The sequence below is a fragment of the Streptomyces sp. NPDC051219 genome, from assembly GCF_040682335.1.
Taxonomy (GTDB): domain Bacteria; phylum Actinomycetota; class Actinomycetes; order Streptomycetales; family Streptomycetaceae; genus Streptomyces.
Genome location: NZ_JBFBAS010000015.1, coordinates 40,458 through 53,188 on the forward strand (window position 1 = coordinate 40,458; position 12,731 = coordinate 53,188).

General features: G+C 71.2%; 12 protein-coding genes and 2 pseudogenes. 6 read left to right on the forward strand and 8 right to left on the reverse strand.

Features of this window, described 5'->3' with window-relative positions:
• Positions 1-29 precede the first annotated feature (29 nt).
• From AB0M62_RS18795 to AB0M62_RS18805, 3 genes are all read left to right on the forward strand, one after another.
• Entirely contained in the window at positions 30-947 is a 918-nt protein-coding gene (locus AB0M62_RS18795; RefSeq protein WP_366075336.1) for a sugar ABC transporter permease, read from the forward strand.
• Positions 944-1,870 (forward strand): carbohydrate ABC transporter permease, encoded by a 927-nt coding sequence (locus AB0M62_RS18800; RefSeq protein ID WP_366075337.1) that lies wholly within the window; start codon positions 944-946, stop codon positions 1,868-1,870. The genes AB0M62_RS18795 and AB0M62_RS18800 overlap by 4 nt, the downstream gene beginning before the upstream one ends.
• Positions 1,871-1,948: 78 nt before the next feature.
• A complete protein-coding gene (locus AB0M62_RS18805) occupies positions 1,949-2,986 on the forward strand; it encodes an NUDIX domain-containing protein (RefSeq protein ID WP_366075339.1) in 1,038 nt (345 codons plus the stop codon).
• Here AB0M62_RS18805 and AB0M62_RS18810 read toward each other — a convergent pair.
• Positions 2,945-3,359 (reverse strand): annotated as a pseudogene (locus AB0M62_RS18810) (MBL fold metallo-hydrolase). The gene AB0M62_RS18805 and the pseudogene AB0M62_RS18810 overlap by 42 nt on opposite strands.
• 54 nt (positions 3,360-3,413) lie before the next feature.
• Positions 3,414-4,793 (reverse strand): dipeptidase, encoded by a 1,380-nt coding sequence (locus AB0M62_RS18815; protein ID WP_366075340.1) that lies wholly within the window; start codon positions 4,791-4,793, stop codon positions 3,414-3,416.
• A 351-nt stretch (positions 4,794-5,144) separates the two neighbouring features.
• Between AB0M62_RS18815 and AB0M62_RS18820 the strand changes: the two genes are divergently transcribed.
• Positions 5,145-6,371, forward strand: a complete 1,227-nt coding sequence (locus tag AB0M62_RS18820) for a geranylgeranyl reductase family protein (RefSeq protein WP_366075448.1) — start codon at positions 5,145-5,147, stop codon at positions 6,369-6,371.
• On the opposite strand, the gene AB0M62_RS18825 is transcribed toward AB0M62_RS18820, so the two are convergent.
• The gene (locus tag AB0M62_RS18825; RefSeq protein WP_366075341.1) at positions 6,355-6,798 is read right to left on the reverse strand and encodes a nitroreductase family deazaflavin-dependent oxidoreductase; all 444 of its coding nucleotides are present in this window, start codon (positions 6,796-6,798) and stop codon (positions 6,355-6,357) included. The genes AB0M62_RS18820 and AB0M62_RS18825 overlap by 17 nt on opposite strands.
• Positions 6,799-6,921: 123 nt before the next feature.
• Between AB0M62_RS18825 and AB0M62_RS18830 the strand changes: the two genes are divergently transcribed.
• Positions 6,922-7,638, forward strand: coding sequence for a TetR/AcrR family transcriptional regulator (locus AB0M62_RS18830; protein WP_366075342.1), 717 nt, complete (start codon positions 6,922-6,924; stop codon positions 7,636-7,638).
• A gap of 682 nt (positions 7,639-8,320) precedes the next feature.
• Positions 8,321-8,785: pseudogene (locus AB0M62_RS18835) on the forward strand (response regulator transcription factor); the annotation flags it as partial.
• Here AB0M62_RS18835 and AB0M62_RS18840 read toward each other — a convergent pair.
• The 5 genes from AB0M62_RS18840 to AB0M62_RS18860 all read right to left on the reverse strand — a co-directional run bounded on the left by AB0M62_RS18840 (position 8,746) and on the right by AB0M62_RS18860 (position 12,704).
• Positions 8,746-8,889, reverse strand: a complete 144-nt coding sequence (locus AB0M62_RS18840; protein WP_366075343.1) for a DUF6332 family protein — start codon at positions 8,887-8,889, stop codon at positions 8,746-8,748. The pseudogene AB0M62_RS18835 and the gene AB0M62_RS18840 overlap by 40 nt on opposite strands.
• Before the next feature lie 93 nt (positions 8,890-8,982).
• Entirely contained in the window at positions 8,983-9,723 is a 741-nt protein-coding gene (locus AB0M62_RS18845) for a maleylpyruvate isomerase family mycothiol-dependent enzyme (RefSeq protein ID WP_366075344.1), read from the reverse strand.
• A 21-nt stretch (positions 9,724-9,744) separates the two neighbouring features.
• Entirely contained in the window at positions 9,745-10,092 is a 348-nt protein-coding gene (locus tag AB0M62_RS18850) for a hypothetical protein (RefSeq protein WP_366075345.1), read from the reverse strand.
• Positions 10,093-10,168: 76 nt separating this feature from the next.
• On the reverse strand, positions 10,169-11,434 hold the full coding sequence (locus AB0M62_RS18855) for an MFS transporter (RefSeq protein ID WP_366075346.1): 1,266 nt from the start codon (positions 11,432-11,434) through the stop codon (positions 10,169-10,171).
• Between the two features lie 55 nt (positions 11,435-11,489).
• Complete coding sequence (locus AB0M62_RS18860; RefSeq protein ID WP_366075347.1) at positions 11,490-12,704, reverse strand: MFS transporter; 1,215 nt, start codon at positions 12,702-12,704, stop codon at positions 11,490-11,492.
• Positions 12,705-12,731 lie beyond the last annotated feature (27 nt).

The window sequence follows — 12,731 nt, forward strand, 5'->3', positions numbered from 1 at the left end:
CAGCCACGACACCCCTGGAGTCCAGACCCGTGCCGCTCAAGACCGCGTCGCGACCCGCCGGACGACGGGGCCCGCGACGGTTCAGCCGCCGTGACCGCCTCGTACTCGGCGTGCTGCTGGGCATACCGATCCTGCTCGACCTGACCATCGTGTGGGGACCGACCCTTGCCTCCGTCATGCTGTCGTTCACCAGTTGGGACGGCATCGGGGACATCTCGTGGGTCGGCACGGAGAATTACGCGAACCTTTTCGGCGGCTATCCGCAGTTCTGGCCGGCCGTGCGGCACAACCTCCTCTGGCTGGCCTTCCTCGGGCTGGTGGCCACGCCGTTCGGGCTGCTGCTGGCCGTACTCGTCGACAAGGGCGTACGGTTCGGCCGCTTCTACCAGTCGACGCTATACATGCCGGTGGTGCTCTCACTCGCCGTCGTCGGTTTCATCGCGCAACTCGTCTTCTCCCGCGACCAGGGCGCGCTGAACGCCATCCTCGCCGACACGCAGAGCCCCACCGACTGGCTCGGCGACCCCGATCTGAACCTCTGGATGATCCTGCTGGCCGCCGCCTGGCGGCACACCGGCTACGTGATGATCCTCTATCTGGCCGGACTCAAGGCCGTCGATCCCTCCCTCAAGGAGGCCGCGGCCCTCGACGGCGCCACTGAGGCACAGACCTTCTTCCGCGTCGTCTTCCCGGCCCTTCGGCCTGTGAACGTGATCGTCGGCGTGATCACCGTCATCGAGGCGTTGCGCGCCTTCGACATCGTCTACGCCGTCAACAAGGGGAGGAACGGACTTGAACTGCTCTCGGTCCTCGTCACCGACAACATCGTCGGGGAGGCCGCCCGGATCGGTTTCGGCTCGGCCATCGCGGTCGTCCTGCTGACCGTCTCGCTGGGCTTCGTCGTGACGTACCTGGTCCAGGAGATCCGGGGGGAGAAGAACCGATGACCGTGGACACCGCACCCGTACGCGCCCCCGCGCAGCCGCCGGCACCGGGCGGAACCGGCCGGCGCCCCCGCGTCCGTCCGGCCCGGCTGGGTCTGCACGCCTTCCTGCTGACGGTTTCGCTGGCGTTCCTCGCGCCGCTGGCCCTTGCCGTCTACGCGTCGCTGAGGCCGTACGAGGAGACGTCGGAGCATGGTTACTTCTCGCTCCCGGAGAACCTCTCCCTCGACTACTACCGGCAGGCCTTCAGCGACTCCGGGATGACGAAGTACTTCGTCAACACCCTGATCATCGCCGTGCCGGGTGTGCTGCTCGCCCTCTTCCTCGCCTCCTTCGTCGCCTTCGCCGTGGCCCGCCTGGACATGCGTGGCGGCATGGTCCTGCTGATGCTGTTCACGGCCGGGAATCTGCTGCCGCAGCAGGTCATCGTCACCCCGCTGTACGTCCTCTTCAACCGCATCCCGCTGCCCTACTGGATGTCCGACTCGATGACGATGTACGACTCCTACTGGGCCGTCATAGCGGTCCAGGTGGGATTCCAGATCGGCTTCTGTGTCTTCGTCCTGGCCAACTTCATGCGCACCCTGCCGCACGAGATCCTGGAAGCGGCCGTCGTCGACGGCGCGGGCGTGTGGACCCAGTACTGGCGGATCACCTTGCCGCTGTGCCGGCCGGCCCTCGCGGCGCTCGGGACGCTCCAGTTCACCTGGATGTACAACGACTTCCTGTGGGCCCTGGTCTTCATCTCGGACGGCGACAAGCTTCCGGTCACCTCGGCCCTCAACAACCTCCGCGGCCAGTTCTTCACCGACTACAACCTGCTGGCGGCCGGGTCGGTCATCGTCGCCCTGCCGACGCTGCTGGTCTTCCTGCTCCTCCAGCGCCACTTCATCGCCGGCCTGACGCTCGGTTCCAGCAAGGGCTGAGTGACCGTCCCCCGCTTCCGGGTTTCCGTGGCAGGGTGTTGCGGGCAAGCCACTGTGGGCTACGGATGAGGGGGAATCGTGATTGTCTGGATCAACGGTGCGTTCAGTGCGGGCAAGACCAGCGCGGCACGCGAACTGATCGACCTGATCCCGAACAGCACGTTCTACGACCCGGAACTGATCGGTGCCGGCCTGCGCCACCTGCTGCCACAGAAGCGGCTCGCCGAGGTGAGCGACTACCAGGACCTGCCCATCTGGCGCCGCATGGTCGTCGACACCGCGGCCTCGCTGCTGGCCGAGCTGGGCGGACTGCTGGTGGTCCCCATGACCCTCCTGCGGCAGGAGTACCGCGACGAGATCTTCGGGGGGCTCGCCGCCCGCCGGATTCCCGTACGGCATGTGCTGCTGGCCCCGGAGGAAACGATCCTGCGTGCACGCATAGCCGGCCGCGAGGAGTTCGAGAGCGACCCGGAGGGCAGCGAGCGCGTCCGCCAATGGGCGTACGACCACATCGAGCCCTACCGCGCCGCGCTGCCCTGGCTCACCGCCGACGCCCATGTGATCGACAACAGCGCCCTGACTCCGTACGCGACGGCCGGGCTCATCGCGGAAGCGGTACAGACCGGCGCCGCCGGTGCCTGCGACATCGTGCAGACACCCGAGCCCACCGCGGAGACGCTCGCCGCCGGAGTGCTGCTCTTCGACGAGCACGACCGGGTTCTGCTCGTCGACCCGACGTACAAACCCGGATGGGAGTTCCCCGGCGGCGTCGTCGAGCGGGGCGAAGCGCCGGCCCGCGCCGGGATGCGTGAGGTCGCCGAGGAGATCGGCTTCCAACTGGACCAGGTGCCCAGGCTGTTGGTCGTCGACTGGGAGCCGCCCAGGCCGCCGGGGTTCGGCGGACTGCGGCTCTTGTTCGACGGCGGTCGGCTCGACAGCGAGCAGGCGAGGAGCCTGTTGCTGCCGTGCGCCGAACTGCGCGGCTGGCGCTTCGTCACCGAGGAGGAAGCGTCCGGGCTGCTGCCCGCGGTCCGCCTGGACCGGCTGCGCTGGGCACTTCGGGCGCGCGAACGGTCAACCGTGCTCAACCTCGAGGCCGGAGTCCCCGTCGGCTGAGCCACGGGCGGAGGCGTACAGGACGGCCGCGGCGTCCTGGGTCAGCGGATCGCCGTGTCCGAAGCAGACGGTGGAGGGGGTGAGTGCCGCCAGCCGCCGGAACGAGTCGACGGCCCATGACCTCCGACCCGTGGCGCAGGGCGAGTTCCTCGGCCGCGCCGACATGATCGCGATGGCAGTGGGTGAGTACGATCCGGCGGATGTTCCGGGGACGCAGGCCCAGGCTTCGTACCGCCGCTTCGATCTCGGGAGCCGATGTGGCGTTTCCGGCGTCGATCAGGGTCAGTTCGGCTCCGTCGCGCCAGAGATAGGCCTGGCCGACCGGGAAGCGGAACATGTGCAACTGCTCGGGAAGTACCTCTACGAGATCCATGCGGCGAACGTAGGCAGTGCATCCGCTCGCCGCACGGATCTTCGCCGGTGGCGATCAGGGCGCCGAGTGCTTGGCGCTCTTGGACTCGGCGTAGTTGACCAGGAACAGGGCCTCTGCGACCGACAGCCGCTCCAGTTCCTGCGGAGAGACGCTCTCGTTGACCGCGTGGATCTGCGCCTCCGGCTCGCTCAGCCCGATGAGCAGGATCTCCGCCTCGGGGTAGAGCGCGGCGAGGGTGTTGCACAGCGGGATCGAGCCGCCCATGCCCGAGGACTGCATCTCCTCACCCGGGTACGCCACACGCATCGCCTCGCCCATCGAGGCGTACGCCGGGCTGCTGGTGTCGGCCTGGAAGGGCTGGCCCTGGCCCACCTGCTCCACCGACACCCGCGCGCCCCACGGGGTGTGCGACTCCAGGTGCGCGGTCAGCAACTTGGTGGCCTCGGCCGCGTCCTGGCCGGGCGGCACCCGCAGGCTGATCTGTGCCCGGGCGCTCGCCTGGAGAGACGGGGTGGCGCCCACGACCGGCGGGCAGTCGATGCCGATCACGGTGACGGCGGGCCGTGCCCAGATCCGGTCGGCGACGGTGCCGTGGCTGATCAGCCCGACGCCGTCGAGCACCTTGGCGTCCTTGCGGAAGTCCGCCTCCGGGTAGTCCACGCCGTCCCATGTCGCATCCGCCTCCAGACCGTCGACGGTCGTCGAGCCGTCCGCGGCGCGCAGCGAGGCCAGAAGGTGGATCAGAGCGGCGAGCGCGTCGGGAGCGGCGCCGCCGAACTGACCGGAGTGCAGGTTGCCTTCGAGGGTGTCGACGCGGACGCGCAGCATGGTCATGCCCCGCAGGGTCGCGGTCACCGTCGGAAGGCCCACCCGGAAATTGCCGGTGTCCCCGATGACGATCGTGTCGGCGGTGAGGAGCTCGGGATGCGCCTCGGCGTACTGCTCCAGCCCACCCGTGCCCTGCTCTTCGGAGCCCTCCACGATGACCTTGACGCCCACTGGGACGCCACCGTTCGCCTTCAGTGCGCGCAGCGCGAGCAGGTGCATGATGAAGCCGCCCTTGCAGTCGGCGGCGCCCCGCCCGAACCAGCGGCCGTCGCGCTCGGTCAGCTCGAACGGCGGGGAGTCCCAGGAGGCCAGGTCGAGCGGAGGCTGCACGTCGTAATGGGCGTAGAGCAGGACCGTGGGCGCGCCCTCGGGGCCGGGCAGGAACCCGTAGACCGACTGCGTTCCGTCCGGGGTGTCGAGCAGGGCGACGTCCTGGAAGCCCTCGGCGTGCAGCGCCTCGGCGACCCAGCGGGCAGCCGCCTCGCACTCGCTCCTGGGGAACTGCGCCGGATCCGCCACCGACTGGAAGGCCACCAGCTCGGCCAGCTCCTTCTTGGCGCGGGGCATCAGCGAGGCGACGGTCTCGGCGACCGGGTTCGGCGGCATGGGCACGCTCCTGGTGGGTGCGACGTTGTTGTACGTGTAGGTGTACGTACGCGTGTACGGCTGGGTAAGGCCGATCCTCCCACAGCGGGGCCGACACGGGCCCGGCCGTAGGATGCGGTCGGTAGCCGGAGCAACTGGTCGGATCAGGAGCAGAAGCACATCGTGAGCAGCGAGAACGCAGACACCGGCAGCACGCACGGCGAGCCCGTCGGCGAGCCGGACGGGCCGGTCGGCAAGTACGACGGGCCGGCCGGCGAGCCCCACGGGCGGGCCCGCGAGGCGGACGGGCCGGACAGCGGACGGGACAGCGGGGCGGGCGGGTCGGACGGCCGCACGGTCTGGGATGTCGTCGTGGTCGGGGCCGGCCCGGCGGGGGCTTCCGCGGCGTACGCGGCGGCGGCCGCCGGACGGTGCGTACTGCTGCTGGAGAAGGCCGGGCTGCCCCGGTACAAGACGTGCGGCGGCGGCATCATCGGGCCGTCGCGAGACGCCCTGCCGCCGGGATTCGAACTCCCTCTCAAGGACCGGGTGCACGCCGTCACCTTCTCGCTGAACGGGAAGCTGACCCGCACGCGCCGGTCCCGGCACATGCTCTTCGGCCTCATCAACCGTTCGGAGTTCGACGCGGGACTGGTCGAGGAGGCGCGGAAGGCCGGCGCGACAGTGCGTACGGGCGTGAGCGTGACCCGGGTCGAGCAGCACGGACCCGCCGTCCCCGACCGCCGGACCGTCGCCGTCGTACTGTCGGGCGGAGAGACGGTCCTGGCGCGGGCGGTCGTCGGCGCGGACGGCAGTGCCGGCCGCATCGGAGCCCATGTGGGCGTGAAACTCGACCAGGTGGACCTCGGGCTCGAGGCGGAGATCCCGGTTCCGGCCACGGTCGCCGAGGACTGGGCCGGGCGAGTGCTCATCGACTGGGGCCCGATGCCGGGGAGTTACGGCTGGGTGTTCCCGAAGGGCGACACCCTGACCGTCGGTGTGATCTCCGCGCGCGGCGAGGGCGCCGGAACCAAGCGCTACCTGGAGGACTTCATCGCCCGGCTGGGACTGGCCGGCTTTGAACCGGCCGTCTCGTCCGGACATCTCACGCGGTGTCGCAGTGACGACTCGCCGCTGTCCCGCGGCCGGGTTCTGGTGTGCGGCGACGCGGCCGGGCTGCTTGAGCCGTGGACACGGGAGGGCATCTCGTACGCGCTGCGCTCGGGGCGCCTCGCGGGGGAGTGGGCGGTGCGGATCGCCGAGGCCCAGGATGCCGTGGACGCGCGAAGGCAGGCGCTGAACTACGCCTTCGCCATCAAGGCCGGGCTCGGCGTCGAGATGGGGGTCGGGCGGCGGATGCTCGTGCTCTTCGAGCGCCGCCCGGGGCTGCTGCACGCGGCGATCACCGGATTCCGGCCGGCCTGGCGGGCGTTCGCCCGTATCACCCGCGGGTCGACGTCGCTGGCCGAGTTGGTACGGACCCACCCGGCGGCCAGGCGCGCGCTGACCGCGTTCGACCGGCGGCAGGACGACCGGCGGCGGCAGGGCTCCCGGAGGCCGGGCGACCGGACGCCGGAGCAGGTCAGCGCTTCACAGTGAGCCGGAAGACGGGGTGCTTGGGCGCCGCGGCACGCAGTTCCTCGTCGGAGGAATTGGCGTTGACCTCGCCGAAGAAGCGGCCGACCTCCCAGCCCCAGCGCTCGAGATAGGTGCGGAGGATCTCGGGCTTCTCGTGGTCCGAGAGCTCGACGGCGGTGAAGGTCCGGGTCTTCCGGCCGATCCGGAGCTTCCCGCCGCCCGCGGCCCGCATGTTGCGTACCCACTCTGAGTGGCCGCGGGCGGAGACGAGGTACGGGCCGCCCTCGTACGGCAGGGGGTTCACCGGGACGCGACGCCATTCGCCGCTCTTTCGGCCCAGCACGGACAACTCGTTCGTCCCGGCCAGGCTGATGCCCCGGCGGGCGAGCCAGCCGATCGTCCCGTTGACCACATTGTCGAAGCGGCCGGGCCTGATGTAGTGCGCCATGGTGTCCTCCAACTGGAGAGAGCACTGCTCTCGCTCGAGATCAGTGTTTCACCCGCTTTGCTCAAAAACAAGAGCGCCGCTCTCGTAACTGGTCGGTGCTCTGAAATGTGAGACACTGCTCGCATGAGCACCATCCGAGGGGCCAGGGAACGGGCCCGCATCGAAGTGGCCGCCGCGATCAAGGACGAGGCCCGCAGACACCTCGCCGCCGAGGGAGCGGCGAAGCTGTCACTGCGCGCCGTCGCCCGCGAACTCGGCATGGTCTCCTCCGCGCTTTACCGGTACTTCCCGAGCCGCGACGAACTGCTGACCGCGCTGATCACCGACGCCTACGACGCCGTGGGCGCGGCAGCCGAGACGGCCCTCGCCCGGGCCGCCGGCGCCCCCCATCCCGACCGCTGGATCGCCGTCTGCGTGGCCGTGCGCGGGTGGGCGCTCGCCCACCCGCACGAGTACGCCCTGATCTACGGATCGCCCGTGCCCGGCTACACCGCACCGCGTACCACTGTCGGCCCGGCCTCCCGGATCGGGCTCGCGCTCATCTCCGTCGCCCGCGACGCTCATGCGTCCACCGGTCTCGCTCTTCCTCCCCTCCCCGGCTCCCTGCGCTCCGAAGCCCTCCGTATGACGGCGGACCTCGCCCCCGACCTTCCACCGGCGGTCCTGCCGGCGCTGGTGGCCGCCTGGTCGCAGCTTTTCGGCCTGATCTCCTTCGAGGTGTTCGGCCAGTTCAACCGCGTCGTGGAGGACCGGGAGGACTTCTTCACCCACGCTGCGGCCCAACTGGCCCACAGCGTGGGCCTGCTGAGCGGCGGGCCGGCTGGGACCGTGCCCGCCTGAGCAGAGGTCCCCGGCGTCCGAGCCGCCACCCCTCCACCACCTCGGCCGGGTACTGCGCAAGGAGTACGCCTGGTCACCACGCCGGGCTGACGCCCCGCCCGCCGGCCGGGTCTAGCGTGGCCGATATGGAAGAGCAGCGAACGCGTGCCTGCGGCGGTCGGCCGCGGCCCCGGGGCGGGCCGCCGCGGTGGCAGCAGTGGACGGACGGGGGGCGGGCCGGCCGCCTGCCTTGAGCCTCCTCTCTGGCCGTGGCCGTGTTCGCGCAGGTGGGAACCGGTTTCGCGGCGCAGGCTCAGCCCGACCGCGAGCCGGTCGACACGCTCGCCAGAATTCTGCTGCTGATCGGCCCGCGCTGCTGGTACTCAGGCACCGGTACCCGGTGCCGGTGGCGTTCGGCACGTCGGCCGTGGCGCTGGTGTACCTGGCCGCCGGATATCCGTACGGCCCGGTGTTCGTCAGCGTCGCGCTGGGCGCCTTCGCCGCCGTGGTCGGCGGGCACCGCAGGGCGGCCTGGGGCGCGGTCGCCGGCCTCTGGGCGGGCCATCTGCTGATCGGCCACTGGCTCTACGAGGTGCTGCCGCCGCCCGGGGACGGGCCCTCGCCCTGGGGCCAGGAACTCGCCGCCATCGCCTGGGCGACCGCGATTCTCGCCGCGTCCGAGGTCGTCCGCGTGCGCAGGGAGCAGATCACTGACGACGAATCGCTGGCCATGGTGAAGGCAGTCATGCTGACCACGTTCGAGCTCGACGATTACGTCTTCGAGGCGATCCGGTCCGGCGCCTCGGGCTTCCTGGTCAAGGACACCGAACCGGAGGAACTGCCGCGGGCGGTACGGGCCGTGGTGGACGGCGACGCGCTGCTCTCGCCCGGGGTGACGCGCCGGCTCATCTCGGAGTTCGCGGCCAGGTCGAAGGAGCCCGCGGCAGCCGAGGAACTGAGCCGGCTCACCGAGCGGGAACGGGAGGTGATGGCTCTGGTGGGAATCGGTCTGTCCAACGGCGAGATCGCTCGCCGACTGGTTGTCGGCCCGCTCACCGCGAAGACCCATGTCAGCCGGACGATGGTCAAACTCGGCGCCCGCGACCGGGCCCAACTCGTGGTCCTGGCCTACGAGTCCGGTTTGGTGCGGCCCGGTTGGCTCGGCTGATCCGCGGCCGGGCGGCTCGTGAAGCCCCACAGCGCATGCGCCACCCGGAGGATGAACACGAGCGTGACGGCGGCGCCGCCCGTCGGTACGACCGCCCGCTCCACAGGCTGGGCCGGCTCGAACAGCGGATGCTCGCCGAGCGGCCGTAGGCCGTGTCCGGCGGATCAGGCCGGGCCCGGCCTGATCCCTCGTACCGGCTACCAGGCGATCGCGGAGGTCTCCCGCCACAGCCGGGCCAGCGAGTCGTCCCCGGTGACGGTCGGTGCCGAGAGCGGCAGCCGGTTCCACAGGGTCGCGTAGAGCACCTCCGCCGGTCCGCTCACCTCGCAGTCCGCGGGCCCTTCATCCGTACGCTCCACCCGCGGCGGTGCGGCCGACAGGTGCACCGTCCAGACGGTTCCGGTGTCCGTGGCCCGTACGCGCAGGACCTGCGGCTCCGCCGTCCGTACCCGGCTCTTGGCGCGGGCGTGAAAGGCGCACAGCAGCTCGTCGACGCCGTCGTCGGCGAACACCGCTTCCACACCGCTGGTGCGCGCGGTCCGCGCCGACTCGGCGTCCAGGCGGTGCACCGTCGTCTCGTGGGCCTGTCGCCGTGACCAGAAGGCCACCGGTGACGGGGCGGGCATGAAGGTCCAGCAGTCCAGGTCCGGCGGCGCGGCGCGGAGCGTGCCGACCAGCAGGTCGTGGCCTTCACGGAACCACTCCAGCAACTCCGCCCCGTCCAGCTCCGGTTCACCGGCGTCGGGCAGGAACCCGGTGGCCCCCTCGGCGACGAAACGCGTCGCCCACCGGTGAACCATGCCGGTGTGCCGGAGCAGGTCCCTCACCTGCCAGCCGGGGCAGGTGGGGACGGGCGCGTCCGGCCCGGCATCCTCGGCGGCCGAGGCCAGCAACCGGCCTTCCGTCCCTAGGGCCTTGATGTGTTCGGCAACGTCCATGCGGGCGATTGTGCCAGCAGGTCAGACGCCCTGGGGGTGGGCGGGGCGCGCCCGCCCGCTCAGCAGACGCAGCAACAGGCCGAGGGCAAGCGACTGAAGGAGTACGGAGGCCACCATCGCGAAGTAGAAGAACCATTCCGGCGCGGTTTCCAGACCCCACAGCGCGTCCTGAGCGATGAAGAACCCGAAGATCGTCGGGACGGCCATGAAGATCACCAGGACTCCCGAGAACGAGGCGTCCTCGTGCGTGACGAACAGCAGGTCGAAGGCCACCAGGAGGGTCACCGCGGCGACCAGGGCGAGATACGCCAGTGAGGCGGGATTGCCGAAGGTGAGCCGTGCCAGTCCGCGCAGCCGGGCCTTGTTCATGGTCTTCTCCCCGTCGGTTCGTGTGACGTGGCTTCATCCTCGCGCCGCGGGACGCGACCCGCCTGAGTACGCCTACTCATCCGCCGCCCCGTACGGATACGTGGCGTACCGAGTACCCGATGAGCGCGGCGGCGGCCGCGAGCAGAGCGACCGTCGTCAGTGCGGCGGGCAACGAGAACCACTCCGCCAGGAAGCCGATGGCGGGCGGGCCGAGCAGCATCCCGCCGTAGCCGAGTGTCGACGCGGCCGCCACCCCGGTGGGTCCGGCGAGCGCGCCCGCGCGGTCGATGGCCACGGGGAAGAGGTTCGCGAGACCGAGTCCGGTGACGGCGAAGCCGAGGAGGGCGAGCCAGACCGTGGGCGCGAGGGCGCCGAGCAGCATGCCGGCAGCCGCGGTGGACCCACCGGCGACGAGCGTGCGGGTCTGGCCCAGCCGTTCCAGCAGCGCCGTCCCGCTGAGCCGGCCCGCCGTCATGGCCAGGGCGAACAGCGAGTACCCGGCCGCCGCGACACCCGGATGCGCGCCGAGGTCGGCTTGCAGGTGCAGCGCCCCCCAGTCGGCCAGCGCGCCCTCGCCGTACGCCGTGCACAGGGCGATCAGGCCGAACACGGTCACCAGAGCGCGGGTCCGGCCGGCGAGGCGCTGCGGTGCCCGCGCGGCGGAGGCCTTTTCGGGCGCGTGGTGCGTCTCGTGCGACGCTTCGTGCGTCCCGCGCCCGGGTACGGACGCGGGGTGCCGCAGCAGTACCGGTCCGGCCACGGCGGTCACGAGCAGCCCGATGCCGGTCAGGGTCAGCAGGTGCGTCATGGGCGAGAGGCCCGCCGCCACCAGGCCGCCGAGACCCGCGCCGATCATTCCGCCGAGGCTGAACGCGGCGTGGAAGCTGGGCATCACCTGGCGGTGCAGGGCGGCGACCAGGTCGACCGCAGCACTGTTCATGGCGACGTTGATCCCGCCGTACGCGGCGCCGAAGACCAGCAGGACGAGTCCCAGGGTGAACGCCGAGTGGGTCAGGGGCGGCAGCGCGATGCTGAGCGCGAGGAGCGCCCCGCACGCGACCGTCACCGGGTGGCTGCCCAGGCGCCGGCATAGTCGTCCGGTGAGCGTCATGGTGATCACCGCGCCCGCGGAGACGCCGAGCAGAGCGAGGCCCAGATCGCCGGCGGATGCGCCTGTCTGCTGTTTGATCGCGGGGATGCGGACGACCCAGCCGGCGAAGATGAAGCCGTCGAGGGCGAAGAACACGGTGAGAGCGAGGCGGAGCCGGGTCAGAGTCACCGGTGCGGGGTCGCCGCCCGGTGCTCCTGCTGCGGCCGTTCGGAGTTTGTTTAGGAGCGGCACAAAATCAGAGTAGGGGTCGGCCCCCAGTTCGTACAAGCCGCAACGACATAGCCGGCTACTTCGCCGCGGGAGGATCGCGGGGATCGCGGAGGTCGTCATGCCCCGGCTGCCCGGGGTCCGGCCGCAGACCGGGTGCCAGGGCCAGAGTGACGGCGACCGAGGCCGCCGCCGTGACGGCGATGGCCGTCGCCGGAGACGTGAACTGGGCGACGGCGCCCGCGAGCGCGGCGCCCACGCCCTGCATGGTGAGCATGCCGGAGGTGTGCAGCCCGAGGGCGTGCCCGCTCAGCTCTTCCGGCGTCAGGGAAAGCAGACGCTCCTGGAGCAGCAGAGTCGCCGAGTACCCGATCGAGGCGAGGGCGACAACCGTCACCACCAGGGGCAGCGCCGGGTGCAGGGCGAAGACCAAGTACGGCACGGCCAGCAGCAGGCGCAGTGCGGCGCCGAGCCGTTCTCGCCGGCGCCGGGGGAGAAACCGGCCGGTCAGGGTGTCCCCGGCCAGCATGCCGAGGGCCGCGAAGGCGAAGAGCAGCCCCGAGTGCCGGGGCGCGTAGGGGATGAAGAGGGACTCACAGCCGACGATCAGCCCGTTGGGCACCCAGAGGGCGAGGTAGACGCGGCGGCGCGGCCTGGCCGACCACAGCCGCGCGTTGGTCCGCCACGTCTGGGAGACCGACGGCCGTCCGGCGGCGCGCGGCGGCCGGCTGCTGAGGCCGAGCCGGGCGACGGCCGAGGCGGCGGCGTACAGCACGGCGCCGGCGAGCAGTGTGCCGCGCGGGGACAGGGTGGTCACCAGCACACCACCGACCGCGAACCCGCAGACCTGCATGGCGCCGGCACACATGTTCAGCACGGAGCGGCCGAGCAGGTACCCCTCCCGGGGGAGGATCTCCCCCAGCAGGCCGTAGCGCACTCCGCCGCCCAGTGAGGCGATCATGCCGAGCCCCAGGAGGACGGCGAAGGCAGCCCAGACGGGCAGGCCGGGAACGGCCTGGACGGCGGTGCCGAGAGCGAAGAGCAGCGCCATGCCGGTCATGGCGGCGCGGGGCGGCAACCGGTCGGCCGCCGACAGCAGCGTTGCCGCGCCAACCACCTGGGCGAGGGCCGGCCCGAACATCGCGAGGGCGGACAGCAGGGGTGAGCCGGTCGCCGCGTAGATCAGTGTGCCGAGGGCCAGACCGCTCACCGTCTGGGCGGCCACCTGCAGGGAGGCGGTGAGAAAGAGTGGCTTGAACTCCGGTGTGCGGAAGAGCTCTTGGTACGTGCGCATGGCCTCAAGGCTCAGAGGACCCGCCGC

What these genes read in the sequence shown, in the direction of transcription:
- AB0M62_RS18830 (WP_366075342.1), top strand. Translation starts at nt 6,922, where the DNA reads ATGAGCACCATCCGAGGGGCCAGGGAACGGGCCCGCATCGAAGTGGCC.
- AB0M62_RS18860 (WP_366075347.1), bottom strand. Translation starts at nt 12,704, where the DNA reads ATGCGCACGTACCAAGAGCTCTTCCGCACACCGGAGTTCAAGCCACTC.
- AB0M62_RS18815 (WP_366075340.1), bottom strand. Translation starts at nt 4,793, where the DNA reads ATGCCGCCGAACCCGGTCGCCGAGACCGTCGCCTCGCTGATGCCCCGC.
- AB0M62_RS18850 (WP_366075345.1), bottom strand. Translation starts at nt 10,092, where the DNA reads ATGAACAAGGCCCGGCTGCGCGGACTGGCACGGCTCACCTTCGGCAAT.
- AB0M62_RS18825 (WP_366075341.1), bottom strand. Translation starts at nt 6,798, where the DNA reads ATGGCGCACTACATCAGGCCCGGCCGCTTCGACAATGTGGTCAACGGG.
- AB0M62_RS18845 (WP_366075344.1), bottom strand. Translation starts at nt 9,723, where the DNA reads ATGGACGTTGCCGAACACATCAAGGCCCTAGGGACGGAAGGCCGGTTG.
- AB0M62_RS18800 (WP_366075337.1), top strand. Translation starts at nt 944, where the DNA reads ATGACCGTGGACACCGCACCCGTACGCGCCCCCGCGCAGCCGCCGGCA.